This is a genomic window from Anaerotruncus sp. AF02-27 (assembly GCF_003465835.1).
Taxonomy (GTDB): domain Bacteria; phylum Bacillota; class Clostridia; order Oscillospirales; family Ruminococcaceae; genus Anaerotruncus; species Anaerotruncus rubiinfantis.
Map to the genome: position 1 here is coordinate 19,184 of NZ_QSBX01000025.1, position 26,060 is coordinate 45,243.

23 protein-coding genes are annotated in these 26,060 nt (G+C 56.5%); 7 read left to right on the forward strand and 16 right to left on the reverse strand.

Annotated elements, in window-relative coordinates; all coding sequences use genetic code 11:
• Nucleotides 1–231 precede the first annotated feature (231 nt).
• The 12 genes from DWV16_RS15020 to DWV16_RS15075 form a co-directional block, all read right to left on the reverse strand.
• Entirely contained in the window at nt 232–1,686 is a 1,455-nt protein-coding gene (locus DWV16_RS15020) for a S41 family peptidase (protein ID WP_118480034.1), read from the reverse strand.
• Between the two features lie 48 nt (nt 1,687–1,734).
• Nucleotides 1,735–2,931 (reverse strand): murein hydrolase activator EnvC, encoded by a 1,197-nt coding sequence (locus DWV16_RS15025; protein WP_066453157.1) that lies wholly within the window; start codon nt 2,929–2,931, stop codon nt 1,735–1,737.
• Between the two features lie 80 nt (nt 2,932–3,011).
• Nucleotides 3,012–4,277, reverse strand: a complete 1,266-nt coding sequence (locus tag DWV16_RS15030) for a murein hydrolase activator EnvC (RefSeq protein WP_066453149.1) — start codon at nt 4,275–4,277, stop codon at nt 3,012–3,014.
• A gap of 42 nt (nt 4,278–4,319) precedes the next feature.
• Nucleotides 4,320–5,225 (reverse strand): permease-like cell division protein FtsX, encoded by a 906-nt coding sequence (gene ftsX, locus DWV16_RS15035; RefSeq protein ID WP_066453146.1) that lies wholly within the window; start codon nt 5,223–5,225, stop codon nt 4,320–4,322.
• Nucleotides 5,222–5,905, reverse strand: a complete 684-nt coding sequence (gene ftsE / locus DWV16_RS15040; protein ID WP_066453143.1) for a cell division ATP-binding protein FtsE — start codon at nt 5,903–5,905, stop codon at nt 5,222–5,224. Before ftsE ends, ftsX begins: the two co-directional genes overlap by 4 nt.
• Before the next feature lie 153 nt (nt 5,906–6,058).
• Nucleotides 6,059–7,144, reverse strand: a complete 1,086-nt coding sequence (locus DWV16_RS15045) for a CdaR family transcriptional regulator (RefSeq protein ID WP_066453137.1) — start codon at nt 7,142–7,144, stop codon at nt 6,059–6,061.
• A gap of 366 nt (nt 7,145–7,510) precedes the next feature.
• Nucleotides 7,511–8,278 carry a pseudouridine synthase gene (locus tag DWV16_RS15050; protein ID WP_118480048.1) on the reverse strand — a complete coding sequence of 256 codons (768 nt, stop codon included), beginning with the start codon at nt 8,276–8,278 and terminating at the stop codon, nt 7,511–7,513.
• A gap of 142 nt (nt 8,279–8,420) precedes the next feature.
• Nucleotides 8,421–8,921, reverse strand: a complete 501-nt coding sequence (locus DWV16_RS15055; protein WP_066453135.1) for a DUF4830 domain-containing protein — start codon at nt 8,919–8,921, stop codon at nt 8,421–8,423.
• Between the two features lie 142 nt (nt 8,922–9,063).
• Nucleotides 9,064–11,139, reverse strand: a complete 2,076-nt coding sequence (locus DWV16_RS15060; protein WP_066453133.1) for an elongation factor G — start codon at nt 11,137–11,139, stop codon at nt 9,064–9,066.
• Nucleotides 11,140–11,385: 246 nt separating this feature from the next.
• Complete coding sequence (locus tag DWV16_RS15065; RefSeq protein ID WP_118480036.1) at nt 11,386–14,127, reverse strand: hypothetical protein; 2,742 nt, start codon at nt 14,125–14,127, stop codon at nt 11,386–11,388.
• Between the two features lie 60 nt (nt 14,128–14,187).
• Complete coding sequence (gene rlmB, locus DWV16_RS15070) at nt 14,188–14,952, reverse strand: 23S rRNA (guanosine(2251)-2'-O)-methyltransferase RlmB (RefSeq protein WP_066453121.1); 765 nt, start codon at nt 14,950–14,952, stop codon at nt 14,188–14,190.
• 143 nt (nt 14,953–15,095) lie between these two features.
• Entirely contained in the window at nt 15,096–15,359 is a 264-nt protein-coding gene (locus DWV16_RS15075) for a hypothetical protein (protein WP_066453119.1), read from the reverse strand.
• Between the two features lie 424 nt (nt 15,360–15,783).
• Between DWV16_RS15075 and DWV16_RS15080 the strand changes: the two genes are divergently transcribed.
• Both DWV16_RS15080 and DWV16_RS15085 read left to right on the forward strand, forming a co-directional pair.
• Nucleotides 15,784–16,632 (forward strand): DNA-3-methyladenine glycosylase, encoded by an 849-nt coding sequence (locus DWV16_RS15080; protein WP_079988004.1) that lies wholly within the window; start codon nt 15,784–15,786, stop codon nt 16,630–16,632.
• A gap of 127 nt (nt 16,633–16,759) precedes the next feature.
• Nucleotides 16,760–17,548, forward strand: a complete 789-nt coding sequence (locus DWV16_RS15085; protein ID WP_066453111.1) for a hypothetical protein — start codon at nt 16,760–16,762, stop codon at nt 17,546–17,548.
• Nucleotides 17,549–17,622: 74 nt separating this feature from the next.
• Here DWV16_RS15085 and DWV16_RS15090 read toward each other — a convergent pair whose 3' ends face one another.
• The gene (locus DWV16_RS15090; RefSeq protein WP_118480038.1) at nt 17,623–19,992 is read right to left on the reverse strand and encodes a SpoIIE family protein phosphatase; all 2,370 of its coding nucleotides are present in this window, start codon (nt 19,990–19,992) and stop codon (nt 17,623–17,625) included.
• Nucleotides 19,993–20,215: 223 nt separating this feature from the next.
• Here DWV16_RS15090 and DWV16_RS15095 point away from each other — a divergent pair, with 223 nt between their 5' ends.
• The 5 genes from DWV16_RS15095 (at nt 20,216) to DWV16_RS15115 (ending at nt 24,046) form a co-directional block, all read left to right on the forward strand.
• Nucleotides 20,216–20,722: a pyridoxamine 5'-phosphate oxidase family protein gene (locus tag DWV16_RS15095; protein WP_118480040.1), complete on the forward strand. Its 507-nt coding sequence runs from the start codon at nt 20,216–20,218 to the stop codon at nt 20,720–20,722.
• A gap of 147 nt (nt 20,723–20,869) precedes the next feature.
• A complete protein-coding gene (locus DWV16_RS15100; protein ID WP_118480042.1) occupies nt 20,870–21,184 on the forward strand; it encodes a hypothetical protein in 315 nt (104 codons plus the stop codon).
• 206 nt (nt 21,185–21,390) lie between these two features.
• Entirely contained in the window at nt 21,391–22,578 is a 1,188-nt protein-coding gene (locus tag DWV16_RS15105; protein ID WP_066453096.1) for a PLP-dependent aminotransferase family protein, read from the forward strand.
• 24 nt (nt 22,579–22,602) lie between these two features.
• Nucleotides 22,603–23,619, forward strand: coding sequence for a tryptophan--tRNA ligase (gene trpS, locus DWV16_RS15110; protein ID WP_118480044.1), 1,017 nt, complete (start codon nt 22,603–22,605; stop codon nt 23,617–23,619).
• A gap of 64 nt (nt 23,620–23,683) precedes the next feature.
• Nucleotides 23,684–24,046 (forward strand): MmcQ/YjbR family DNA-binding protein, encoded by a 363-nt coding sequence (locus tag DWV16_RS15115; RefSeq protein WP_066453094.1) that lies wholly within the window; start codon nt 23,684–23,686, stop codon nt 24,044–24,046.
• Nucleotides 24,047–24,079: 33 nt separating this feature from the next.
• Here DWV16_RS15115 and DWV16_RS15120 read toward each other — a convergent pair whose 3' ends face one another.
• The 3 genes from DWV16_RS15120 to DWV16_RS15130 all read right to left on the reverse strand — a co-directional run bounded on the left by DWV16_RS15120 (nt 24,080) and on the right by DWV16_RS15130 (nt 25,857).
• Nucleotides 24,080–24,301: a helix-turn-helix domain-containing protein gene (locus DWV16_RS15120; protein ID WP_195377081.1), complete on the reverse strand. Its 222-nt coding sequence runs from the start codon at nt 24,299–24,301 to the stop codon at nt 24,080–24,082.
• Nucleotides 24,302–24,743: 442 nt separating this feature from the next.
• On the reverse strand, nt 24,744–25,277 hold the full coding sequence (locus DWV16_RS15125) for a spore maturation protein (protein ID WP_279323659.1): 534 nt from the start codon (nt 25,275–25,277) through the stop codon (nt 24,744–24,746).
• 4 nt (nt 25,278–25,281) lie between these two features.
• The gene (locus tag DWV16_RS15130) at nt 25,282–25,857 is read right to left on the reverse strand and encodes a nucleoside recognition domain-containing protein (protein WP_066453091.1); all 576 of its coding nucleotides are present in this window, start codon (nt 25,855–25,857) and stop codon (nt 25,282–25,284) included.
• Between the last annotated feature and the right edge of the window lie 203 nt (nt 25,858–26,060).

A 26,060-nucleotide genomic window follows, 5' to 3' on the forward strand; every position in this document is an offset into this window, starting at 1 on the left:
TGTTCCGGTGCGCAAGCACCTCCGGTATCACCGTATGTTGCAATGGTTAGTATTATAGTCAAACCGTCCCGAGATGTCAAGTGCAGGTTTTGACATTTTATCAAAATTTTTCATCCCGATCCTATCTTTTTGTTTGTCCTGAACAGTATATTCCAACCATGCCGCAAATATGCCAACGCCGGCGGGCATAAAATGCCCGCCGGCGTTTCCACATTTTTCCTGTTGTACAAATCAGCCGCCAGAAGCCTCCGAACCGGCCAAATCCGAGGAACTGCCGGATGAAACCGCGCTGCTGGAAGCGGAAGAACTGCTTTGTGCGCGGCTGGAAACGGCCGAGCTGGCGGAGGAGTCCACCGGGCCCGACGACGCCGAACTTCTGGAAGAACTTTCCTCTTCATCTTCCGAATCCACATCGGAGGACGAGGATGCAGGCCGGCTTGATGCGGCCGACGAGCTCTCCTCCGGTTCCGAAGCGTCCTGCGCCGGAGTATCCGCGGCGTTCATCGCCACCGAAATAACCTCCATCGCTTTTTTGAGCTGCAGGTCGTATTCCATCGGATCGGCCGCCGCCAGCGCGTCGTCAGTATTGCGCACCTCAAAGTCGGGCGTGACGCCCTCCTTGTCAAAGCTCGGGCTGACCGGCGGGTTGTAGCGCGCCGTGGTCAGGCGGATCGCGCTGCCATCGGTGAGCGGAAAGATGGTCTGCATCGTCCCCTTTCCCGCGGTGCGCACGCCAATGATCTTGCCCTTGTTATAATCCTTGATCGCAACTGCGAAAAGCTCCGCCTCGCCGGAGGTCTTATCGTTTACGAGCACCGCCATCGGCAGCTCCACCTGCCGCGCGTCCGAGGTCTCCAACACAGTGGTCACACCGGTTTTATCGGTCGAGGAGACAAGCACGCCTTCCGGCAATAGCTTATCCAGAACCTGCGCGACCGAGCGCAGGGTTCCCCTGCTCACACCGCGCACATCGAAAACAAGGCCGTATGCGCCTTCGTCGATCAGCCGGTCAACCATTTTGGAGAACTGGTCGGGCGTGCTGTCGTTGAATTCCTTGATTTTGACCATGCCGATGCTCCCGCCGAGCATTGTGGTGGAGATAGACGGGGTTTCCACAAACCGCCTGGTCATCACGAGGGTGCTGTCCTCAACGCCTTTGCGCAGGATGATGGTCATCTGGGTGCCAGGCTTGTCCTTAAGCATCCCGACCGCCTCGATATAGTTGTCCGAAGTGATATCGGTGTCGTCGATTTTGACGATCAAATCGCCCGGCTCGATGCCCGCAGCCTGCGCAGGGGAATCCGGATAGACCTCGGTGACCTCGATATAACCTTCCTCGTTCATCTTGGTCACGATGCCGATCTGCACCCGGTCACCGCTGTAATCCTGCAGCAGCCGGTCATAAGCCGCCGCGTCGTAATAGGCGGCGTAAGGATCGTCCAAGCCGGCGATAAAACCTTTGGCCTCCTCATTCATCAGGAGCGATTCGTCGATGGTACCGATATAATTCTGGCGGGTGATGCTGTCGATCTCCGCAAGCTTGCTGTAGAAGGACTCCCGTTCCCGCAGGTTATTTACCTTGTCGTTAAAATTGCCCATTGAGCTGACCATTGTGACCGAGTAGGTCATTGCCACCATGATTACCGTGAAGGCGATCGCCGCGCCGAGTGAAATCTTTTTGTTCATCCGAGTCTCCTTTGTTCGCTTTTCTCATCTGCCCAACCCGGCGCGCCGTCAGCCGCCAAGATAGCTGATGGGATTCTTCGCGCTGCCGTTGACGCGCACTTCAAAGTGGATATGCGGGCCGGTTGCCCAGCCGGTCGAGCCGACTTCGGCAATCTTCTGTCCGGTGGCCACGACATCCCCCACCGATACGGTGAGCCTGCTGCAATGCCCGTAAAGGGTCTGGATACCGCCGCCATGGTCGATAATCACATAGGTTCCGTAGCCTTCGTTCGGCTTGGTGTTGGCAACGACCACCGTCCCGGTGTTCGCAGCGAGCACCGGGGTGCCATAGGCCCCGTTGCCAGCAATATCGATGCCCGTGTGGTAATCGCTTCCGCCGAAGCGGGAGCCAAAATTGGAGGTGATGCCGGTGAGTACGTTCGAAGGCCACTGCATCTCGCCGCCAACATACGGGATCTTGGTGGAGGTCTTGTTGATCTCCCGGTAGATCTCGTTGATCTCAGCCTGGACCGCGGCCATTTTTTTCTGCATTTCTTCCTTATTGGCCATAAACTGCTGTTCGAGCGCGGAAACGTCGTGCACACGATTGCGGGCTTCGGCCTCCTGGACGCTCAGGTCCTCCCGCTTGGAGTCAAGCTCTCCCTTGTCCTCCTCCACCAGGCGTTTGCTGGTTTCGATGATTTCTTTAACCTCTTCAAGCTCCTGTCGCTCCGCGGCGAGCCGGTCCATGATCTCCCGGTCATACTGGGCGATCCGGGTGGAGACTTCGGTGCGGGTAAGCACCTCGGAAAAATTGTCCGCGCCGAGCACAAGCCCGAGGGTACTGGTATTCTGCGCGGCGGTCATCGCACGAAACCGTTGTTTGAAAAGGGCATAAGTCTCGTCATAGGCCGCCTGCTTTTCCGCAAGTTCCTCCTCCTTGACCGCAATGTTGCGGTTGAGGTGCTCGATGCGCTCATTCAAAACCTCGATCTGGCTGAGGGTGGTGTTGAGCTGGTTATTGAGCTCCTGCTGGACGGCCTGAAGCTTTTTCTTTTCCCCCTGCGCGAGCGAAAGCTTGCGCTGGATCTCTTTCTGCTGCTGCTGCAGATCTTTATATTGGTCGCTCAGCGCATCGATCTCCGCCTGCCCGTCGGAGTATTCGTCGGCCTGCGCCACAAGCGAAACCGTCGGCACAATCAGCATCAGCGCCATCAAAGCGGCCATCAGCCACGCAAAAATCCGTTTGCCTCTCGGTGAAATCACGCTGCGAACACTCCTCTCTGTCCTCTGCAAAAGCTGTTTTTAAAATAGGCTGCCCGTTCCGCGCTGATGCCGGAGGGGCGTTATCTGCCCAGGTATGGACGCGGCGGCTGGTGCTTGCCGTTGACACGCACCTCAAAATGGACATGCGGCCCGGTAGACCAGCCAGTCGATCCGACCTCCGCGATCTTCTGGCCGCGGGAGACTTTCTCCCCCACCGAAACATTGATCGCGCTGCAATGGGCATAAAGGGTTGAAATCCCGCCGCCGTGGTCGATGATCAGATATTTTCCGTAGCCGTATCCCGGCGTAACCGCCGTATTGACAAAGGCTACCGTCCCAGAGTTTGCCGCGACGATCGAAGCACCATAAGCGCCCCCGCCGGAGATGTCGATGCCGGTATGGTAATCGCTTCCGCCGAAGCGGGAGCCGTATTCCGAGGTGACCATCGAAAGCCCGGGCGCCGGCCAGGCCATCTGGCCGCCGCTGTAGACTGAATTGGCCGAATTTTTGTTGATTTCATCGTAGATCTTGTCAATTTCCGCCTGCACGGCCGCCATCTGCTTTTGCAGCTCAGCCTTGTTTGCGAGGAATTCCCGCTCCATCGCGGCGATATCCTGGATGCGCTCCTGCGCTTTGGACATCTGGGTATCGAGGTCGTTTTTCTTGACGGCCATATCCGCTTTGTCCCGCTCGACGCCTTCCTTGCTCTCTTCGATCTTGTCCTTGATCTCTTCGAGTTCCCGCTTTTCCGCGAGCAGCGCGTCCATCATGGCCTGGTCGTATTTGGCAATCCGGGTCGAAACCTCGGTGCGGGTCAAAAACTCGGAGAAATCCTCCGCTCCGAGCACCAGTCCCAGGGTACTGGTGTTCTGTGTCGCGGTCATCGCACGGAAACGCAGCTTGAACAGCTCATAGGTGTCGTCAATCTCAGCCTGTTTCTGGTTCATTTCCTTTTCCTTCGTGCGGATCTCGTCCTCCAGAAGGGCAATGCGTTCATTGAGCAGGTCAATCTGCTGCAGGGTGTTGTTGATCTGGTTATCGATCTCCTGCTTGAGGGCCTCCTGCTGTTTGCGCTGGCCCTGCGCGGCGGTGATCTTCGACTGGATCTCGTTTTGCTGCTGCTGCAGCTGCTTATATTTATTATTGAGATTGCTGATCTGGTTCTTTTCTTCTGTGAAGTCCGGCTGTGCCGCATCTTCGGAACCTTCCGCAACCAGCTCTTCTTCATATTCGTCCTCATCGTCGGCGGCGTCCACCATCGCAGAAAGCGATGGGACCAGCACCATCAGCGCCATCAGCAGAGCCATCGACCATGCGAAAATCCGTTTTGCCTTTGGGGATAACAAGGTGTGGAACACTCCTCTCTGGGAAGCGGGAAAGCCGCCTTCTTATACCTTCAAATATTTGCTCACGAAGAACATGCTTCCAAATACGCCGATCCCGATGCCGCCGCAGGCAAACCATGTGAACAGCCTCAGCGCCATGTCCGGGAAGGGAATCATATTCTGATACGCCTGCAAAATCCAGGTGCTCTGGTTCTGGGAGATGATGTCGAGCACCTGGTTGTATCCGAGCCACAGAAGCCCGAACGCGATGAGCGCCGACATAAGCCCCAGCATGAACCCTTCAATAAAGAACGGCAGGCGGATGAACGAATCGGTCGCGCCGACATATTTCATGATATTGATTTCCTTGCGGCGATTGAATACGGTCACCTTGATGGTATTCGCGATGATCACCAGCGAAACTACAATCAGGATTGCCACAATGAAAAAACCGCCGGTCGCCACCGCATGCTTGATGCTGGTGACGATCTCCGCCACCTCGGTCTGGGCGCGCACCGCCGTCACGCCCGGGATGCTTTCGAGCTTCATCACGGTGGAGGCAAGCTGGCTCGGATCTTTGATTTTCAGACGGTAGGAGTTGTAGAGCGGGTTCTCCCCGATCTCCTCGAACGGCGCGAGCAGCTCCGCCAGATCTTCCGACTTGGCCTGCTGTTCCTTTAAAAGCGCATCCTTGCTGATATACATCCGGTCGTAGACGTTGTCGATCAGCGAAATCTGCTTATCGATATCCGGCAGCTCGTCCTCTTCAATGTCATCCGCCAGCTCGACCTCAATCTCGTTTTGCTCCGAAACATAACCGATGATCTGGTTGACGTTCATCGAAAAGAGCAGCGAACTGCCGATGAGCAGCATACACGCCACCAGCGTGCCGATCGAAGCGAACGACATCAGCCGGTTGGCGACGATGTTGCGGAAGCCTTCCTTAATCAGGTACCAAAAACTGCTCATTCGCTGTAAAACCTCCCGTTCCCGTCATCCGAAACGACCGTCCCTTCGTCGATGCAGATGACCCGGTGGTTGAATTCGCTGACCAGCGAATGCTCATGGGTGACCATAACGACCGTCGTCCCGCATTTGTTGATTTCACTGAGCAGGTCGACGATCTCGAACGAGAGGTCCGGGTCGATGTTCCCGGTGGGCTCGTCCGCGATGATGAGCGAAGGATTATTCACCAGCGCGCGCGCAAGCGCGACGCGCTGCTGTTCGCCGCCGGAAAGGTGTTCGGGCAGGCTTTTCGCCTTGCCCGCGAGGCCGACAAGCCCCAATATGTACGGCACCCGGCTGCGGATCTCCTTTGCGGAGACATTGGTCACCCGCAGCGCGAACGCGACGTTGTCATAGACATTCATGGTCGGGATCAGGCGGAAATCCTGGAAGACGACGCCCAGCGTACGCCGGAAATGCGGCACCTTGCGGCGTTTCATCTTCACCAGATTCTGCCCGTTTACATAAATTTCCCCCGACGAGGGCTTCTCCTCGCGCATGAGCAGCTTGATAAATGTGCTCTTTCCCGCGCCGGACGGCCCGACGACAAATACGAATTCCCCTCTGTCAATACTCACATTGAAGTTGTTGAGCGCATGCGTCCCTGTCTTATAGACTTTCGAGACGTTGACAAATTCGATCACTGGTACACCGCCTTTGAAAAGGCCTGTTTTGCAACAGGCCGTTTGCCCGCCGGATGAGCGCTTCCCGGCGGGGGATTTTTCGGTTTAATATGCGGGCGCCCGGGGATATGCCCAAACGCCCGCGTGCTGCGGCGCGCCGTCAGAACGCGCCGGTCAATATTTGACAGGGTTGGCTGTGAGGTATTTTTTCACCATCAGCGCCACCTTGAAGATGATCGCATGGTCGAATTCACGCAGATCGAGGCCGGTGAGTTTCTTGATCTTCTCAAGCCGGTAAACGAGCGTGTTGCGGTGGACGAAAAGCTTGCGGGAGGTTTCGGAAACGTTGAGGTTGTTCTCGAAAAACTTCTGGATGGTGAAGAGTGTCTCATGATCGAGGCTTTCGATCGAGCCCTTCTTGAACACCTCCCGCAGGAACATGTCGCACAGGGTGGTCGGCAGCTGATAGATGAGCCGCGCGATGCCAAGGTTGTCATAGCTGACGATCGCCTTTTCGGTGTCAAACACCTTGCCGACCTCCAGCGCCACCTGCGCCTCTTTAAAGGAGCGCGCAAGATCCTTCACCCCGACAATCGAGGTGCCGATGCCCACGACCACCTTGGTGTAAAACTCGCTGCCGAGCGTATCGACGATCGAGCGGGCAAGTTTTTCGAGGTCTTTCGACTCAATGCCGGGTTTTGTCTCTTTGACCAGCACGATGTCGCTTTCAGAGATATTGAAAACAAAATCCTTCTGCTTGTCCGGGAAGAGGTTCTGGATCACGTCAAAGGCGGAGATGTCGTTGCTGGCAACGATCCGGATGAGCAGCACAACGCGGGTCGAGTCGGTGTTGAAATGCAGTTCACGGGCCTTGACATAGATGTCGCCGGGCAGGATATTGTCCAGGATCACGTTCTTGATGAAATTGTTGCGGTCATACTTCTCGTCGTAATACTGTTTGATGGAAGCAAGCGAGATCGCCAGCAGGTTGCAGTATTTCGCCGCGGGTTCGTCCACGCCTTCGACAAATACGGCAAATTCAGGTTTCATTTTGTTGCCGAACGGTTTGTAGGTATAACCGTCCCGCACAAAAACCTCGTTCATATCGCCGGCATCAAACGTAAAGAAGTCGCTGGTTTCCCCAATCTTGGTCAGATCGCTGCACGAAATGATCGTGGCGCTGTCGTCCACAACGCCAATCACACGGTCGATACAATCCCGCATCTGATGAACGATTCCCTGGAAAAGCCTGTTTGACATTTCTATCCCCTCTTTACTCGTAATAGATTCATCCTTCTCCGCACACAAATTGCGTTTATGCGCGTCAACCGCCGTGTTTTCAGGCCCGAAATCCGGACATAAAACAGCAGCATTTTATTTCTCACAAGCCATTACGAATATTTTACAACAAATTTGTGTAATTTGCAACACAAAATATCATTTTTGTTGTGGAAAAATCATCGGATTTTTCATTGTAGAATTTTGGGGCAAATTTTCAGGCTTTTCGTATATCATACTATACTTTTGCCGGGAATGTATGAAGAAATTTTGTCCGTAATTTTAACAGCTTGCCCCAATTTTTCCTCTTTTTCCGCGCAAAGCGCGCTCCCACGCGGTTTTATGGCTTCACCCCTCAATTGATTCTACCTCAATTTTACTTAATTCCCTGCATTTCCCAGGCTCCAGTCCCGGATCAAGCGCGAGCCCGCCGATCTTTTCCCGTCGCAGCGAAGTAACCGTAAGCCCAAACGCCGAAAACATCCGCTTTACCTGGTGATAACCCCCCTGCCGTATCACCACCCGCGCCGCTGTCCGGTCCTCGCCCACAAAAGAAAGCTGCGCGGGCAGGCAGCGGGTTTCCCGGCGCTTTTCCGGCGCGCTCCCACGCTGTTCGCCGCGTTCAGGCGGCAGCGTCACCCCTTTTGCGAACGCCTGTACGAGTCCTTCCGGCGCGGGCTTGTCCAATCGGGCAAGATAGGTTTTCGGCACATGGCTTTTCGGGGACAAAATCCTGTGGGCAAAGTCGCCGTCGTTGGTGATCAGCACAAAGCCGGTCGTATCCTTGTCGAGCCGCCCCGCTGGAAAAAGTCCGGATCGGCGCAGTTCGTCCGGCAGAAGATCGATCACAGTCGGCAGGGCCGCGTCGCTCACCGCGCACACGACCCCGGCCGGCTTATTCATCATGAGATAACTGTACCGTTTTAACCGCAGCGGCTTCCCCTCCAGCAGCACCTCGTCGTTTTCGAAATCCACCCTGCTGTCAAAGCTGCGTACCGACTGCCCGTTCACCAGGATCTGCCCGCGGCTGAAAAGCCGGTGCACATCCTTGCGTGAGAGCTTTGTCTGCGCCGCGATCGCCTTATCGAGCCGTTCCAGCCCTTTTTGAAACGCCATGCGTCCGTCCTCCGTTTTGTTTCCATATCCGGCGCCCTCATTGCGCGGCTGCATGCGGCAAAGCCAACGCATCCGCCAGGCTTATATAAGCCCTGCGGGACAGCCGTGTCTGCGGCTATTCTATCACAATTTTACCGTCCGTTCAATCGCCCTCGGGCGCAAATCCGTGCATGAAGCCGTCCAGTTCAACCGAGCAGACATCCCCGCCAATAATTTTGCCATTGTAGGTCACAATGTTGGCGCGCACATTTTCCGGCTGGTCCGGATAGTTCAGCACGATATAGGTGTAACGCTTGCAGCGTTTGCCGCCGTACTTGGTCAGGTCGCAGCCCTGGGACTTCTGGATTTCATTGTACTTCTCGTAGACCTCGTCAAGTTCCTTCGGGATCTTCACCTCGAGGATTTCCTCCTCTTCCGGCTCGACCTGCCAGCCGAACGACTCAAGGAATGTAATCCGCTGTTCGTTGGTTTTTCCGGCTGCCTTTTCTACCTTGATCTCAGACGGCGCGGGCGCCTGCGCCGCTTTTCCGTCCGTTTCGGAAAGGGCCGAGCGCAGCCAGACTCCTCCCGCGAACGCCAGCACCAGTACCGCTGCCGCCGCTGCCACCTGCCGTTTGGTCACTCTCCAGGTAATTGTAAACATCAAATTTCCTCCCCGCACACAATCTGTTCCATTCCCAGATATATGCGGCGCGAGAACCGATTATGCGCGGCACCGCGGCCAAAAACACATAAGGCCGCCAGGCGGAAATCCGCCTGGCGGCCTGTCGTTTGTCCCCTTGTGCTTATTCGGCTTCACTCAGCTCTTTGGCTTCCTCGATGACCGCTGCTTCCAGGTTTGAGGGCAGCAGCTCGTAACGCTCGAAATCAAAGGAGAAGTAACCCCTGCCCTGGGTGGTCGAACGCAGGACGGTTGCAAAATCGCCCATCTCGCTCATCGGGACTTCGCCTTCGATCATCTGCAGGCCGTCATCCGCCGGGTTCATGCCCAGCACGCGGCCGCGGCGTTTGTTGAGCTCGGAGATCATGTCGCCGGTGTTGGAATCCGGGACATAGACCTTCAGGTTTCCGATCGGTTCAAGCAGCGCCGGAGAAGCCTGCGGCATGGCGGTCTTGTAGGCGATCGAGGCCGCCATCTTGAACGCCATTTCAGACGAATCGACCGGATGGTAGCTGCCATCGACCAGAACAGCTTTCAAGCCGACCATCGGATACCCTGCCAGAATGCCGTGCTTGACGCAGTCCTGCAGGCCCTTTTCCACCGCCGGGAAGAAGTTTTTCGGAACCGAGCCGCCGAAGACGTTCTCCTCAAAGAGGAGCCCTTCGCTGTCGCAGGGAGAAAACTCGATCCACACATCGCCGTACTGGCCGTGGCCGCCCGACTGCTTCTTATGCTTGCCCTGCACCTTGACCGGTTTGCGGATCGTTTCACGATACGCAACGCGCGGCTTGGACAGGTTGATATCCACGCCGAATTTGGCTTTCAGCTTCGACACAATCACATCGATGTGCTGCTCTCCGAGGCCGGAAATGACCTGCTCCTTCGTTTCCTTGTTCTGCTCAAAGCTGATGGTCGGATCCTCTTCGATGAGGCGGGCCATCGCCTGCGCGACCTTGCCCTCGTCGCCCTTGTTCTTGACCTTGACGGCCATCGAAAGGCATGGTTTCGGGAAAGCGGTTCCCTTGAATGAAACGACCTTCTTCGGGTCGCAGAGGGTATCCCCTGTGACCGAAGCGGAAAGCTTGGTCACCGCGCCGATATCGCCCGCTGAAATGAACGCGGTCTCCTCCTGCTTTTTGCCGGTCATATAGATCAGCTTGCCCAGGCGTTCCGGTTCGCCGGTGCGGGCGTTGACCGGAATCAGCTCGTTCGAAAGCTTGCCGGAGACGACCTTGAAATAGGACAGTTTTCCAACAAACGGGTCGGCGACCGTCTTGAAGATATAAGCGGCCAGCGGAGCCTCGTCGGTGCAGGGAATCTCAATTTCTTCACCGTCCGCGCCGACCGCCGTTTCGGCGCCCGCTTCCCACGCGGAAGGCAGGTGGTCGACCAGGCTGTCGAGCAACATGTCGATGCCCTCGAGGGTCATCGCGGAGCCGCAGAGCACCGGCGCGATGGTGCCGCTGTGCACGCCGGCATGGATGCCCTTGATGATCTCGTCACGGGTGAACTGTTCGCCCGAGAAGTACTTCTCGAAGAGCTCCTCATCGGTTTCGGCGACCGCTTCGGAAATCGCGGCGGTCAGTCCTTCCAGACGGTGTCCGGTGTCCGGCATCGCGACCTCGGAGGGCTCGCCCTTCTCGTTATATTTGTAGGCCTTGTTATCCACGAGGTTGATGTAGCACTGCACCTTGTGGTTTTCAACCACCGGCACCACGATCGGGCAGACCGACGGGCCAAAGGCGGCTTTCAGCTCCTCAAGGGCTTTATAGAAATCGGCATTTTCCGTATCCATCTCATTGACAAAGAAGAGTTTCGACTTGCCCATTGTCTGCGCGAGCTTATAGGCCTTCTCGGTGCCGACGCTCACGCCGGCGCGCGCGGAAACACAGATCAGCACGCTCTCCGCCGCGCGCACCCCCTCATAGAACCCGGCCGCGAAGTCAAACAGTCCGGGGGTGTCGATCAGGTTGATTTTCACGCTGCCCCAGGCGAAAGGGGCGACCGCGCTTGAGACAGAAACCTTGCGCTTGACTTCCTCGGGGTCGAAGTCGCAGACCGTGTTGCCGTCGGCGGTTTTGCCCAAACGGTCGGTAGCGCCTGCCTTGAACAGCAATGCCTCCGCCAGCGAGGTTTTGCCGCTGCCGCCGTGTCCTGCAATCGCCACGTTTCTGATCTTGCCAGCCAAGTATTGTCTCATAAAATATACACTCCTTTTTATTGCGTAACAATAATCGCGTTAGTCATAATGGATAGAACACCCCTGATGTCCTGAAAACATTATATTGACATTATACAGTTTCTCGTCCACATTCGCAAGCGGATGTGGACGCGGCGGCTGTATAAATAATTGCAAAAATACTATGCAATTTGTACATCTAAGTGTGAAAATCAAAGGGGATGTTCTACATATCCGTAGAACATCCCCGCATTTTACAGGTTTTTCCTATTTCTTGACGACCAATGCCGACACCCAGCTCACCGCCAGCAGCGCCAGATTGAAGAGGATCAGCACCCCATACGAGGCGGACGCCAGCGATCCGGTGAATGCCATGAAGGTCACCAGACCGTACCCGGCGATGATCCCGATGAGCTGCACAATCGTCCCATGCATCACCGAGCCGCGGATCGCCGCAGCCGCTGAAAGCAGCCGGCTCATTCCCCGCAGCCCCCCCGCGTAGCAGCCGTCTGCGTTCACCTTTTCCTTCGGCTGGGAGAGGACCGCATATTCGCTCTGCAGCTTCGCGGGCAGAATGCGCACATGGGTGCGCTTGATCCCAAAGGTGAGCGAAAGCAGCTCCGGCGTCACGTTCGGGTCGGTGGAATTCACAATCAGCGAAACCCCGCGCCGTTCGAGCGAAAGCAGCGTGTCCATCACCTCGGGCGCCGCATTGTAGCTCACGACGAACATCGCGGACAGCTCCCCGGAATTGGCGATGTAGAGCACCTGCCGCCCATCGCGGGCATAACGGCTCTCAAAATCCTTTGAAGGGCAGTCGATCCCATGGCAGCGCATCAGCTCCTGGCTGCCGATCAGCACCCGTTTGCCGTCCACCCACGCGGAAAGGCCCATACCGTCCTCGTATATCAGGCTGTCGACCTTTTTGAGCATCCGCCGGTTGCCGCCGACCATGTTGAGGAACACCCCGGACATGATCCCGTCACAGGAGAGGATCACGCTCGCCGCGTCGAGGATCGCCTCGTCGATCCTCTTTTCCGCGAACACCTTCATCCCGTGCAGCATGACGCTGTCCCCCGCAAAGAGGTCCTTGTCCGAAATGATGACCGCGTTGGTCTCGGAGTAGTCCTCCGCGGCTTCATAACCCGGAATCATCGCCCCATGGCGGGTCAGGCGTTTCGACATCCGCGCGAGCATTACCTGCGGGACAATCGCGCCCGAAAACGGCGCGGTGATACAGACAAGCCCCGCAAACGCGGTGATGGCCGAAGCGGCGTCCTTCGCCAGCACGCCGCTCACAACCGAAACGACCAGCGCCAGCGCCAGCACGATCGGGGAAACCAGACGGCTGAACTGTTCGCTGTAATCGGAGGAGTAGCTGCGGTCGAGAAAGCCGGTGATAAAATCGGTTTTCGCCGTGTAAGCCACCCGGTCGACATCCGCGCCGAGTCCACGGGAAAGTTCCCGCGAAAAGTCGCGGTTGCGCACCTGCAGGAAGGCGTATTTCTCAGCGTCGGAGATGAGGAAGTTGAAGTTGCGCTCCACCCGCCTGATCAGCATCTTTTTTCCGATCAGATTGAAGAACAGGGCAAACAGCGCGACCGGGAAGTACAGGCTCAGGTCGGGGTTGTCAATCAGCGCGTCCGGAATGACCGCCAGCACAATCCCCTGAATCAGTACCGCCAGCACCGCCAGCGCCGCGGGCGAATCGTTGTCCGCGCGCAGCTTCACCAGCGAGAGGATTCCGCCGCCTACAATGTTGCTGCAGACAATCGCGCCCAGCACACATACCACCAGGTTCACGATCAAAAAGAGCCGCATATTCACTTCCGGCGCGATCGCCGTGGGAAGCGGAAGCAGGAAGTTCTTATCGAGCCCCAGCTGCTCCGCGAACGGCAGCACCTTCATCGAAAGCACAAGATAAAACGACAGGATCGACAAAAAGCCCGTCAAAACCAGCCGCACAGTCAAGCCGATACGGATCGATTTGATGTCCTTTGCCACGATCGGCGCGTCCTCCGGCGAGGAGAAATCGTCCTCCGCCGGTTCCTGCTGTCCGAGCAGCTCCTGCGCCGCCATGCTCTGTTTCCATCCGGACTGCTGCACCATCCGGCTCTCCGGCGGCGCTTCGCGGCGCTGCACGCGCCGGTCGGGTGCGGGCGGCTCAAGCTCCTGGGTGTAACCGCTGTCCGGCATTGGGGCTCTGCGCACGCGCGGCAGATCCATTCGGGTCCCGTCCGGGATAGGGATATCCTCCGGCGCCACGCCGAAACCCGGATCGTCCCAAGCGGGTTCTTCCGGTTCGCCGTCATCGAAGCTCGGCAGGGCAAAATCATCCTCCAAAAGCCCGGACGGCGCATCGGCCTGAAACGTAAACCCATCTGCCGGGCCGTCCCGGTAGGCAGGGTCCGGACGTTCCGGTTCGGGCGCCGGCTGCTGCTGGTTCATCCTCCGCGGTTCTTCGGAAGTATCAAAGTCAAAAGCCTGCTGCCGTTTTTCACGCGGCGGCTCCGCCGTCCGGCCCAAAGTCCGATCGCCAAAGCCCTGCCGTGCGCGTGGCTCCTGCGGTTCGCCCACATCGAACGAAAACCGTTCGCGCGCTCCGGCCGCCGGCCGCCCATTCTGCGGGACATCGTCAAATTGCTGCCGGGACACCGGCCGCTGGTAAGGGCTTTCCTGCCGCCGCACCGGCGCGCGGCCTGGATAGCCCGCCGGCCGCGGCGGGCGGCGGGGGCTGTCCCCGTATTCCAAAGACGGGCTCTCCGACCGGCGATCCGGGGCGGGCTGCTGCGGCTGCCTGCCGCCCGGATAAGACGAACGGCGCGCGGCAGGTTCTTCCCGGTGGACGTCGCGCGGCCCGGGACGCGCCTGCCGCGCGGGGCGCGGGGCGCGGGGAGAGTAAGGTTCTTCATCGTATGTACCGCCGCCCTGCACAGGGGGCTGTGAGGAACCGCCTTTCTTGCGGCGGATCTCTTCCAGGATGTCGTCAACATTGTAATCCTGCGGCATGACTGCTTCCACTCCTCAGTAAAGATCGGGTGACACGGACCTTCTGTTCTTCTCTATCCTTCATCGGGTGCGCTGGCGGACCGCCTCATACATGAGGATGCCCGCCGCCACCGAAGCGTTGAGCGAATTGATTTTCCCGCACATCGGCAGCGAGAGGATCCCGTCGCAGTTCTCCCGCACCAGCCGCGAGATGCCGAACCCCTCCGAACCGATCACCAGCGCGAGCGGGCCGGTCAGGTCGACTGTCTCCCAGCGCGCACCGTTCATATCCGCGCCGTAAACCCAGACGCCGCGTTCCTTGAGCTCCTTAATGGCGCTGACCAGGTTGGTAACCCGCGCCACCGGCAGGTGTTCAACCGCGCCGGCGCTGGTACGGCCGACAATTGCTGTGAGACCGACGCTGCCGCGCTTGGGGATCACAATTCCATGCGCCCCGGCCGCTTCAGCGGTGCGGATGATCGCGCCGAGGTTGTGCGGGTCCTCGATCGCATCCGCAATGATGATGAAGGGCGCTTCGTCCCCCGCTTTCGCAAAGATATCCGAAAGGGTGCTGTATTGGTAAGCGGCCGCGCGCGCGACCACACCCTGATGGCTGAGCCCGTTTGAAAGGTTGTCGAGCTTTTTCGCGTCCACCTTTTTGACCGGTACGCCGGCGTCCTTTGCCATTGCGACGATCCGTGAGATCGGCTGGCCCCTGGCGGGCGTATCGTCGCAGATATAGACGCACTCCACCTGCCTGCCTCCCTTGAGCAGCTCAACGACCGCGTTGCGCCCGACGACGGTCAAATCGTCCGTCAGGTCCTGCTTGGGGTTGGAATTTCCCATTTGGCGCTCCTTCCAGCGTGATACAAACCACGACAAAAATATACATTTTGTTTACACATGGTTTATTATAACACATCTGGCAGTATTGTGCCAGTTATTCCGCGCGAATTCCAAAAATATTTGTATTTTTATGCCGAACCCTGTCAAAGCAGGAAAAACATGCAGGCAATCGCTGCCCCCGCAAGCACCCCAAGAGCGATTTTGACCACTTCGGGCAAAGACGATTTTTTCGGCGTATGGCCCGCCGGATTATAATTTATCTGCGCCAGATATTCGCCCGCGCGGGTTTTAAGCTTTGCTTTATCCTCCTCCTGCGCCGCCGGCCGCAGGAATAAAATCGCCTTTTCAAAATAACGGTTGTCTGTATGCACCACTTCGATCACTTTCTGGCTCACACCTTTGAGCATATTTCCCACTCCCATCCTGAATTTCACTGCTTTTTTATTTTAATCTGGAAAGGAGTATTTATTCCCTTGTCAAGTGTCCATTTTATACAAAAAATCCTGCGGCCAGTTTTCAACGAGTTATACTTGAAGTATTATCCTGATGTGGAAAACTTCGCTCTCAAAACAGTTTTATGTGGAAAACTTGGTTGAAAGTGTAGAAAACTCCCTGTTTTCCACGCCTTCTACTTTCTGGAAAAGGGTTGAGAGTGGTTTTCCATGCGAATTTTACTCTGCGCTTACAAATTACCAGGAGTAGATTGTTTCCCAGCGGAAACCGTCTCTTTTTGTACAGCATCACAAAAATTCCAACTATTTTTTTGTTTTATTCCGTGCATTCATCTGTTATACTGGAAAAAAAGATTCTCACTTTTAAGAGGTTCGCTTTATGACTCAAATCACTGCAAATTTTTCCAATTCCTTATGCGAACGCCCGCTTGCAATCGACGGCATTTCCGATTTTGACCTTGCAGAGACGCTCGACTGCGGACAGGCGTTCCGCTGGAATCCCGCTCCGGACGGGAGCTTCACCGGTGTCGCCGCAGGCCGGGCCTGCCGTGTTGCCCGCCGGGGAAACGAGCTGCTGCTCTACGGCGTACCGCAGGAAGATTATGACCGGTTCTGGTTTTCCTATTTCGATCTCGGGCGAAATTATCGTCAAATTAAACAAGAGCTCTCAGCTGATCCGGTGCTGGCCCGCGCCGTGGCCTATGCGCCGGGCATCCGCGTGCTCAACCAGGACCCGTGGGAGGCGCTCGCCTCATTCATCATCAGCCAGAACAACAATGTAAAACGCATCAAAGGGATTATCGAACGGCTCTGCGCGCTCTGCGGCGAACCGATCGAAGGCGGTTTCTACGCCTTCCCCACCCCCGAGGCGCTCGCCGCCCGCACGCCGGAGGACCTCGCGCCGGTACGCGCCGGCTTTCGCGCGCGCTACCTGATTGACGCCGCGCAGAAGGCCGTCTCCCGTCAGATCGATTTGGCCGCGCTGCGAACCCTCCCGCTTCCCGAGGCGCGCGAAATGCTCATGCGGATCACCGGCGTGGGCGTGAAGGTCGCCGAATGCGCGCTGCTTTTTGGCTGCGGACGGGTGGAGTGTTTCCCGGTCGACGTGTGGATCGGCCGGGTGATGCGGCAGCTTTTTCCAGATGGGCTCCCCGCCTGCGCCGCAGGATATGAAGGCATCGCACAGCAGTACCTTTTCCACTATGCGCGCACCTCCGGGATGCTATAAAAAATGGAAAAAGCAGGCCGGTTCCCCCTCCTGCTTTTGTTGACTTTATTCGACAGTGCATTATAATAGGAATCAAACGACACCTTATAACCGATCAGAATTTTTTGGGAAACGGGCGGTGGCTGCAATGACCTTTGCTGATTTCAAACGCATGAAGCCCAAGTATAAACTCCGGTTGCTTGCGGTGATCCTCGTCGCGCTGGCTTTGTTCATCGGGATCCTCTATGCGATTTCGTTCGGATTTTCCGCGCTGCGCACCCAGCTGAGTACCACCAAAATAGACGGCGTGACCGCCGGCAATGTGCTCACCAAACCTGCAATGAATGAAATCCTCACCATTATGAAACAGGAGGACTCCGCCAATATCCTTGTGCTTGACAGCGCGGTCACCATGAACGAAACCGGCGGGGTCACCGGGGTGGGGATGAACTTCGTAAACTTTAAGGACAAGGGCACCGCCGAATACTGGCAGCTTTATGCCGACGGCAAAAAAGCCTGGCTGCGCAAGAACGAAACCAAATATGAAAATCTCAGCAACGCCCTGCGGATGCGCAAGGTCGAATTCAAATCCTATTATCCCGCCCTTTCGCGGATCATTTCGCCCAATCTGCTCAGCTACCTTTCCGAAAAGGCCCCGGTCGGCGCAAGCGGCAGCTACACCTTCACCGACAATTTCGGCGACAACCTGAATCCCGACTACACCGCCAAAATCGACAGCGGCCTTGTCGGGCTGTGGGTTTCGAAGATCGGCTCGGTCAACGAAATCCAGGACAATTTCATTCCGCCCGCCGACTGCGCGCCCACCATCGTTTCGGTCAGCGCGGTCAAAACGGAAAAGGGACTTTTCGGCAGCCGCCGGGTGCTGCAGGACCCGGAAGACAAATACGTCGTCCTGCTGGAGGTCGGCCCGTTCTAAAATAAAAATGAAGGCCGCCGGTGCATTCGTACCGGCGGCCTTTTTCAAACCCGCTTACTCCCGCTGCGCACAGATCAGATCCCCCGTTCGAGCAGGGCGGCGATCACCGTGATATCGTCCTCATGCCCGTCGCTGCGGCGGCATTTGGCCGCGGCGGCAAGCCGTTCAGAAAGCTCTTTCGGGTCGTCGCCCTCAAAGTGCTCGATATCTGATATGATCCACTCGTAGCCGCTTGCGACCGCGCCGTCCGAAACCATGACGATCCAATCGCCGTCCCGCAGGGTGATCGCGTTTCGTTCAAAGCTAACGCCCCCCAGGATACCAACCGGCAGCGAGCTCGACTCCACATAGCCGCCTTTACCGGATTTTCGCAGGAAGGTCGGCGCCGCGCCCGCTTTGTAGAATTCCACTTTGCCGGTGTAGAGATCGATTCCGGTGATATCGATGGTGGCAAGCGATTCGTCCCCGGACTTCACAAGCAGCGCGGAATTGACCAGTTTGAGCGCCGCGTCGAGGCTTACGCCCGCCTCAATCAGCCGCTTCAGAAGTTCGGCGGTCATGGTCGAATCGACCGCCGCCGCTCCCCCGCTGCCCATCCCGTCCGAAAGGATCAGGTTCACATGGCCTGTACGGCTGTCCACATAGCTGTAGCTGTCCCCGCAGAGCCGTGAACTGCTGTTCCCGAGCTGAGTCGCGCCCCACTTCACCGTATAGGTCGCCTTTTCGGTAAACACCAGCGTAGTCAGTGTCTGCACGGCATGCCCGCGCTGGGAAGGCAGGTCAAAATCCCGCCCGCAGATATCTGAAAGGGTCAGCGTGAGCTCGGTCATATCAAGCCGTGTGAGCTTGTAGACCGGAATGGTCATCTCAAGCGTCATGTTGGCCTCCCCGTCCACCACGCAGGAGACCCTGTCCGGAAAAACCTTCATGGTATGCATATATTCCCGCACCTTCCCGGCGGTTGCATTGTCCTGGGTGGCCAGCCCGTCAAGCTCACGGCCCATTGAATCGATCATCAGCGCCATGCCTTCAAACTGATCGGTGACTACTCCGCGCACCTGCGCCACCTTGCGCCGCATGCTTTCCCGCGCTGCAAACTCACAGAACAGCTGGTTGATCCTGCCGTTAAGTTCGGGCAGATGCTGGCAGGCGGCGGAAAAATATTCCGGATAGTCCCCCAGCGTGACTGCGCCTTTGCGCCGCAGGATTGTGATCATATCGTTAAAGATATTGCAGGTATCGGTATATTTTAACTGCCAGCAGGTGGTTTTTCGCGCGCAGCCCCGGCAGATCTGATCCGCGGCGCACTGGTAAACCGAGGAAACGTCGCCGCTCACCAGCCCGGAAAGCTTCTCATTTACCTGCCGGGTGGTATCGGCCACCTCCCGCAGCGCCTGGGAAACATAACCGATCCGGTTGGCAAGCAGCGCCTTGTAGGTTTCCCCCGCGACCGCCTCGCCCTGCGGCGCACGATGCAGGAAAGACTGCACCAGACGCGGCGGAATCAGCATGACGATAACGCCGGCGATGAAGATTTCGACGAGCAGGTTCTGCCCCGCAAACGCGCGGGAAGCAAGCAGTGCGAAAAGGTTTACAAGGATGAACGCCCCCGCCGAAGCCAGCCGTCCAAGCGGCGCAAACACGCCGGCAAGCAGTCCGCCAAAGCCATAGGTGCCCATCAGGAAGGAGTGGCTGCCGCCAAGGATCCCGGCAGCCACCCCGGCGGCGACTCCGGCGATTGCGCCGCCCGCTTCCCGGGCGAACTGCGCGGCGAGCAGGATCACTGTGACGGCGAGGACCCTGCCGATTGAAAGGCCAAAGACGGTCAGGTTGATGAGCGCGAGGATGATGATGCAGAAGGTGATCAGGATGGAGGTGATATCCGTCTGCTTGAGGTTGTCAATGCCAAGGTCAAACGCTTCGATGGTGCGGGAAAAAAAGTATGAGGCACAGCAGGCAAGCATCACTTCGGAAATCCCAAGCACCGCGTCGTAGACGCTGCCGCCGGTCACAAAGGTGATCGCGAGCGAGGGCGTCCCAAGCGACACCGCGCAGATGAGCTGGCGGGAGACCCTTGTCCATTTGGTGAGGCTGGAGGTGGAAAGCCCCCACCGGATAAGGAATACCAGCAGCATGGCGATCACATATTTGATATTGCCCATCACGTCGAATGAGAGCAAGTATCCGAGCGCCGCGCCAAGCGTCGCGGCGGCGGCATATTTGGCTTTCGCGGCCGACGCGAAAGCCACTCCGAACGGCGCGAGGCCCCCCAGCACAAACGCATTCGCGGATACGAACCCGACGAGGATATAGCCCAGATACGCCGCACCCATCCGGTGCGCGCGCAGCGATTGGCGCGCACGTTCCATCAGGGCGATCCCGCCGGGTCTTACGCTGTTTTGCATAATTGTCACCTTTTTCTCATAGGATACTAGGTTATCCATATTGTATAATCCATTGTAGATATGAGCATCTGCATATTTTGTCGCAATCGGGAGGCTGTCCGATTTTTTTGCCTGGCAGTCACAAAATCCATGCCTCCAAAAACGCTCTTGGGGAAGCGATGCGCCGCGCCGCAGCCCATTTTATCCGCATGCGGCGTTGTATCCGGCGCAATTCTGTGTTAAACTCATCATTGATAAATTTTATTCGTGGAGGAAAATCCAGATGTTCAGAGAAATGCGCCGCAAAAAACAACTGTTATCCCCGGAAGAAACCGCCGCCATCCTCAAGCGCGGGACATCCGGCGTGCTCGCGGTAATTGGCGACGGCGGCTATCCCTACGCCGTGCCGCTCAGTTATGTTTACGCGGATTCCAAAATCTATTTCCACTGCGCAAAAACCGGTCACAAGCTGGACGCGATTACAAAAGATGGCCGGGTGTCCTTTTGCGTGATCGATCAGGATCAGGTGGCTCCTGAAAAATACACCACCCTTTTCAGAAGCGCAATCGTCTTTGGAAAGGCCCGCGTTCTCGAGGACGACGCGCAGAAGAGGCGCGCCATCGAAAAGCTCGCGGAAAAGTATTCCCCGGATCAGGGAGAGGGCCGCGGGGAGGAGATCGAACGGCAATTTGCACGGCTGTGCATGGTCGAATTGACGGTCGAACACATGACCGGCAAACAGGCCATCGAACTGACCCCGCCCCAAAGTCATCCGGGCAGTAATTTGTGACCCGCCTGAAACGGCATCCATACCGCAAGGAGAACCCGCATTTTCTCTTTTGATCATCGGTGTCTGGCAGAAACGCCGATTTCACCAGTCGTTTGCACTGCAAACAATTCAGTTGTATCGTGAATAAAACCAGGAAGGTATTACAGAGTGAAAAAAATGACCTGTTTTGTCCCGGGAGTCCTTGCATTGCTGTTTTATTGTGTCATTGGATTTTTCGGAAGCTTTCGTGCCATCAACCCTTTTGCATGGGGGTGTGTTGCGCTGTTGTTCCTTTCAGGGGGCCTTTTGACTCAAAAACAATGGTGGGGCTGCTTTCCAGGCATTTTTGTGGGGGCTGTGTTGATTTATATGAGCACCCAATACACCGGTCAGATCATCAATATTGAAGGGCCGTCCGGAATCATCCTTTGTGTGTTTTATCTGGTTTGTGGTATACGGATTTATCTAAGGAAAGATCGATAGCCTCCACTTATTGGGCAGTCACGATTCTAAAGTGACTGTCTTTGTTTGTCCCGGAAAAGGAAACGAAAAGCAGGCTCCCTGCGTAAAAATTCAAACAGAGGAACCCGCATTCCCGCATTGAAATGCGGCATATCCTGTGGTAAAATGAGGGGTAGTTTGAATCGTGAAAGAATCAGGCCGGACACCCGGCGGAAAGGATCCTATTTATGAACTACCAATTTTCTGACAGGATGGCTGCCATGCAGCCTTCTCTCGTGCGCGAGATTTTAAAGGCGACCGCCAATCCCGCCATCATCCCGTTTGCCGCCGGCAATCCCGCTCCAGACGCTTTTCCGGTGGAGGAAGTTCGCCGCATCACCGCCGGCATCCTGCAGGAGAACCCCATCGGCGCCCTGCAGTATTCGGTGACGGAAGGCTATCCGGCGCTGCGCGAAAAGGTCAAGGAGATGCTCGAAAACCACTATGGCATCCCCACCAAGGACAACGACCTGATCATCATCTCGGGCGCGCAGCAGGGCGCCGACCTTGCGACCAAGGCGCTCGTCAACGAGGGGGACACGGTGCTCTGCGAGGACCCGTCCTTTGTCGGCGTGCTCAACTGCTTCCGCTCCTACCACTGCAACCTCGTGGGCGTCGAGATGGAATCGGACGGCATCAACCTGGAAAAGCTCGAAAAGGCCATGCAGGAACAGCCGAACGTCAAACTGCTCTACCTCATCCCGAATTTTCAGAATCCGACCGGCATCACCACCAGTGAGGCCAAACGGCGGGAAGTTCTGCGGCTCGCCAAAAAATATAATGTCATGATCCTCGAGGACAATCCCTATGGCGACCTGCGGTATTCCGGTACGCCGCTCCCGTCAATCAAATCCTTCGACGACGCGGGCCAGGTCATCTATATCGGCAGTTTCTCGAAGATCCTCGCCCCGGGCATCCGCGTCGGCTTTGTGCTGGCTCCGAAACCGATCATCGAAAAGATGACCGTCGGCAAACAGTGCGCCGATGTCCACACCCCTATTCTCGTGCAGATGATCGCCGAGCGGTTCCTTTCCACCTGCGACCTCGCGGCGCATATCGAGAAGATCCGCAGCCTCTACCGCGGTAAGCTTTCGCTGATGCTCGACGGCATCCAGGCGGAATTCGCGCCGAGCATCGCCTACACCCGTCCAGAGGGCGGTATGTTCCTCTGGTGCACCCTACCCAAAGGCGCGGACATGATCGATTTCTGCAACCGCGGCATCGCGGAAAAGGTCGCGGTCGTGCCTGGCGTAGCGTTTCTGGCAAAAGAAACCGACCCCTGCCGGTCGTTCCGCATGAACTTCACCACTCCAACTGACGAAGGCATCGTCGAAGGCATCAAACGGCTGGGCAAGCTGACCCGCGAACTTTTTTAACCGCACACAGAAAGGTTGTTATTGATGGAAAATACCCAGGTTCAAAAAGAACATAAAAAGATTATCTTTTCGGGCATCCAGCCCACCGGCATCATGACGCTCGGCAACTATCTGGGCGCGGTAAAAAACTGGGTCGCCCTGCAGGATGAATACAACTGCTGTTATTCGATCGTCAACCAGCACGCGATCACCGTTCGGCAGGATGCCAAAGCGCTGCGCGAGAACACGCTGGCCGCCTACGCGCTGATCCTGGCCTGCGGCGTTGACCCGGAAAAATCGATCGCCTTCATCCAGAGCCATGTGAAAACCCACGCGGAACTCTCCTGGGTGCTCTCCTGCTACACCCAGTTCGGCGAGCTTTCCCGCATGACCCAGTTCAAGGATAAATCCCAAAAGCATCCGGAAAACGTCAACGCGGGCCTCTTCACCTATCCGGTGCTGATGGCCGCGGACATCCTGCTTTACCAGGCGGATCTCGTTCCGGTCGGCATCGACCAGAAGCAGCATCTCGAGCTTGCCCGCAACATCGCGCAGCGCTTCAACGGTATCTATGGGAATGTGTTCACCATTCCGGACGGCTACATCCCCAAGACTGCCGCAAAGGTCATGTCGCTGCAGGACCCGACCAAAAAGATGTCCAAATCGGACGACAACCCGAAATCCTTCGTCGCCATCCTTGACAAGCCTGAGACAATTATTAAAAAGTTCAAAAGCGCTGTCACCGATTCGGATGCGCTGGTCGCTTACCGCGACGGCAAGGACGGCATCAACAACCTGATGTCAATCTATTCGGTGGTCACTGGCAAGTCCTACGAGGAAATTGAAAACGAATTTACCGGCAAAGGCTACGGCGACTTCAAAATGGCGGTCGGTGAAGCGGTCGCCGAAACGCTGCGCCCGGTGCGCGAGCGGTTCGACGCTTATATGAAGGATAAAGCATATCTCGAGCAGTGCTACAAAGCGGGCGCAGAACGTGCGCTTGCGCTTTCCCAGCGCACGCTTGACAAGGTCTACAAAAAAATCGGTTTTCTGCCCCGATAAAAACAAAACGGCGGCCCGGGAGATTCCAGGCCGCCGTTTTTAATAAGCGGAAGGATTTGAAAAGATGAACTATGAGTGGATCGACGGTTTCTGCATGAAAATGCACGGTGTGACAAAGGATTACAAACCAGAATGGGATGCAAACCGGTATTTCCTCGGCGGAAAGATGTTCGCCATGATGGCTTCCAATAAGGAAGGCAGGCCGATCTTCACCATGAAATTGGAGCCGCCCTATGGGGAACTCCTGCGCAAGCAGTATCCGGCGGACATCGTGCCCGGTTACTACATGAACAAAGCGCATTGGAACTCGCTGCATCTCGAAGGGACGGTTCCAAACGAGGTTGTGGAGGAAATGCTGCGGGAATCCTATCAGACCATGCTGAAAGCCCTACCGAAAAAGGTGCAGGCCGAGCTTGCAAACGGATAACGGAAACGGTCCATGCGAACGCATGGACCGTTTTTATTTCTTTCTTGGCGGCGGGGTTGGGATGTCGGTCAGGCCGACAAGATAATCCAGGCTGATGTCGTAATAGACCGCCAGCTTGACGGCCAATTCCAGCGGCAACACACGGAGCCCCCGTTCATAGGAGGAATAGGTGTTCCGCGCGACGAATAGGATCTTTGCAATCTCCCGCTGCTTTTTGTCATGATCTTCGCGCAGGTCCCGGATTCTTAGAATCATTTTCATCACCGCGACCAGTATATCATGTGACGGGGATGTTGTGTGGATTTAGGACAATATGTGCCCTCAGAATTTAAGCACCGCTCCTCGTTCCTTTTTTCTTGAAAAAGGAACCGAAAAATCGCTTCAAGTGGCGCTGCGGCGCAAGCCGCGGGGGCGCTGCCCCCGTGACCCCCGCAATTTTTTGAAAAAAATCGAGTAAAACTTTGAAATGAGATTCCGGACAGATAAATGCGGGGAGCGCATAGCGCAGCATTCAGTCCTGAGCTGACCGTTTCATTGGGTGCATAGATGGCGCAGGTTCTGGCAAGGCGCCTGCGGGGTTTCCGAAGGGGCGGCTAGCCCCTTCGGCGTGTTCTTTCGGCCCTTTCTTGCACGAGCAAGAAAGGGCCTCGTGGTGCGCGGCGAAACGCGCAAAAGCGATGGCGCGGCGAAACGCGCATCAATAGAAGAACAGCCGTACCATGAACGCCGACATGATGAACCCCGTCAGATCGGCGGACAACGCCGCCGGGACCGTGTGCCGGGTGTTTTTGATCCCGGCGGCGCCATAATAGAGCGCAATGGTATAGAACGTGGTCTCGGTGGAGCCCTGCATCACGCTCGCAACCCGGCCGATCAAACTGTCCGGGCCGTATGTAGAGATCAGGTCGTTAAAGATTACAAGCGCGCCACTGCCCGAAACTGGCCGCAAAAGCGCCAGCGGCAGCACCTCCCGCGGCAGGCCAAGCAGCCTCCCAAACGGTTCGAGCGCCCAGGTGAGCAGATCGAGTCCGCCGGATACCTTGAACATCCCAACCGCGGTGATCAGTCCCACCAGCGCGGGCAGGATGTTCACCGCGACTTCGAGGCCCTCCTTCGCGCCTTCCACAAAGGTTTCAAAGACCGGGACGCCTTTTACAAAGGCATAGCCGATAATCCCCGCAACGGTCAGCGGGACCATCAGCGTTCCCAAGTTCATCAGCATCCCGTTCATCCCTTCACCTCCAAAACGGCGCGAGCAGCCGCGCCATCACAACCCCTACTGTAATCGATACCGCCGAGGCGATCCACACGGGCGGCAGGATTTCCATCGGCGCGGCAGAACCGTTCTGCATGCGCAGCAGCGCTGTGGTCGTGGGAATGAGCTGGATTGAGGCGGTGTTCAGCACGACCAGCATCGCCATATTGTTGGTTGCGCTGATCCCTGCGTGTTCCTCCTTCGCCATTTCACACATCGCCTTGATACCCAGCGGCGTGGCCGCATTGCCAAGACCGAGCAGATTTGCCACCATATTCATCGAGATGGCGCTGGCCGCCGCTCCGTTCGGATCGAGCCCGCGAAAAAGAATTCTGGTGATGGGTGAAAGCGCTTTACACAAATGTTTCGTAAGACCCGCTTCCTGCGCAACTTTCATCAGCCCACTCCAGAGGCAAAGCATTCCCAGCAACGACAAAACCAGTGTTACCGCGCCTTGGGACTGTTCGAGCACCGCTTGGGAAAGCTGATCGATTCGGCCTGTCAGACAGGCGAACACAAATGAAAAAAGAATCATTCCGCCAAAGATGAGATTCATATCCGCTAACCACCTCGATTATTTATATTACTATTACACAGTTTCTTTGCTTATGTTTGTCCAGATCTCACAATTAGCAAATCTTTACGATCTATTTTATTTACATTTTTCCATTTTTACGATATATTGAAAGAAAGGTTTTACTGGAAAGACCTGCTAACAAAAGTCAAGTAGAAATTTCAGGTTTTGGGAGCAGCGAAAAA

What these genes read in the sequence shown, in the direction of transcription:
- DWV16_RS15120 (WP_195377081.1), bottom strand. Translation starts at nt 24,301, where the DNA reads ATGATTCTAAGAATCCGGGACCTGCGCGAAGATCATGACAAAAAGCAG.
- DWV16_RS15050 (WP_118480048.1), bottom strand. Translation starts at nt 8,278, where the DNA reads ATGGCGTTTCAAAAAGGGCTGGAACGGCTCGATAAGGCGATCGCGGCG.
- DWV16_RS15060 (WP_066453133.1), bottom strand. Translation starts at nt 11,139, where the DNA reads ATGAGACAATACTTGGCTGGCAAGATCAGAAACGTGGCGATTGCAGGA.
- DWV16_RS15130 (WP_066453091.1), bottom strand. Translation starts at nt 25,857, where the DNA reads ATGAATCTCATCTTTGGCGGAATGATTCTTTTTTCATTTGTGTTCGCC.
- DWV16_RS15125 (WP_279323659.1), bottom strand. Translation starts at nt 25,277, where the DNA reads ATGAACGGGATGCTGATGAACTTGGGAACGCTGATGGTCCCGCTGACC.
- DWV16_RS15105 (WP_066453096.1), top strand. Translation starts at nt 21,391, where the DNA reads ATGAACTACCAATTTTCTGACAGGATGGCTGCCATGCAGCCTTCTCTC.
- DWV16_RS15095 (WP_118480040.1), top strand. Translation starts at nt 20,216, where the DNA reads ATGTTCAGAGAAATGCGCCGCAAAAAACAACTGTTATCCCCGGAAGAA.
- DWV16_RS15080 (WP_079988004.1), top strand. Translation starts at nt 15,784, where the DNA reads ATGACTCAAATCACTGCAAATTTTTCCAATTCCTTATGCGAACGCCCG.
- DWV16_RS15045 (WP_066453137.1), bottom strand. Translation starts at nt 7,144, where the DNA reads ATGTCAAACAGGCTTTTCCAGGGAATCGTTCATCAGATGCGGGATTGT.
- trpS (WP_118480044.1), top strand. Translation starts at nt 22,603, where the DNA reads ATGGAAAATACCCAGGTTCAAAAAGAACATAAAAAGATTATCTTTTCG.
- DWV16_RS15075 (WP_066453119.1), bottom strand. Translation starts at nt 15,359, where the DNA reads ATGCTCAAAGGTGTGAGCCAGAAAGTGATCGAAGTGGTGCATACAGAC.
- rlmB (WP_066453121.1), bottom strand. Translation starts at nt 14,952, where the DNA reads ATGGGAAATTCCAACCCCAAGCAGGACCTGACGGACGATTTGACCGTC.
- DWV16_RS15020 (WP_118480034.1), bottom strand. Translation starts at nt 1,686, where the DNA reads ATGAACAAAAAGATTTCACTCGGCGCGGCGATCGCCTTCACGGTAATC.
- DWV16_RS15115 (WP_066453094.1), top strand. Translation starts at nt 23,684, where the DNA reads ATGAACTATGAGTGGATCGACGGTTTCTGCATGAAAATGCACGGTGTG.
- DWV16_RS15065 (WP_118480036.1), bottom strand. Translation starts at nt 14,127, where the DNA reads ATGCCGCAGGATTACAATGTTGACGACATCCTGGAAGAGATCCGCCGC.
- DWV16_RS15055 (WP_066453135.1), bottom strand. Translation starts at nt 8,921, where the DNA reads ATGTTTACAATTACCTGGAGAGTGACCAAACGGCAGGTGGCAGCGGCG.
- DWV16_RS15090 (WP_118480038.1), bottom strand. Translation starts at nt 19,992, where the DNA reads ATGGATAACCTAGTATCCTATGAGAAAAAGGTGACAATTATGCAAAAC.
- DWV16_RS15085 (WP_066453111.1), top strand. Translation starts at nt 16,760, where the DNA reads ATGACCTTTGCTGATTTCAAACGCATGAAGCCCAAGTATAAACTCCGG.
- ftsX (WP_066453146.1), bottom strand. Translation starts at nt 5,225, where the DNA reads ATGAGCAGTTTTTGGTACCTGATTAAGGAAGGCTTCCGCAACATCGTC.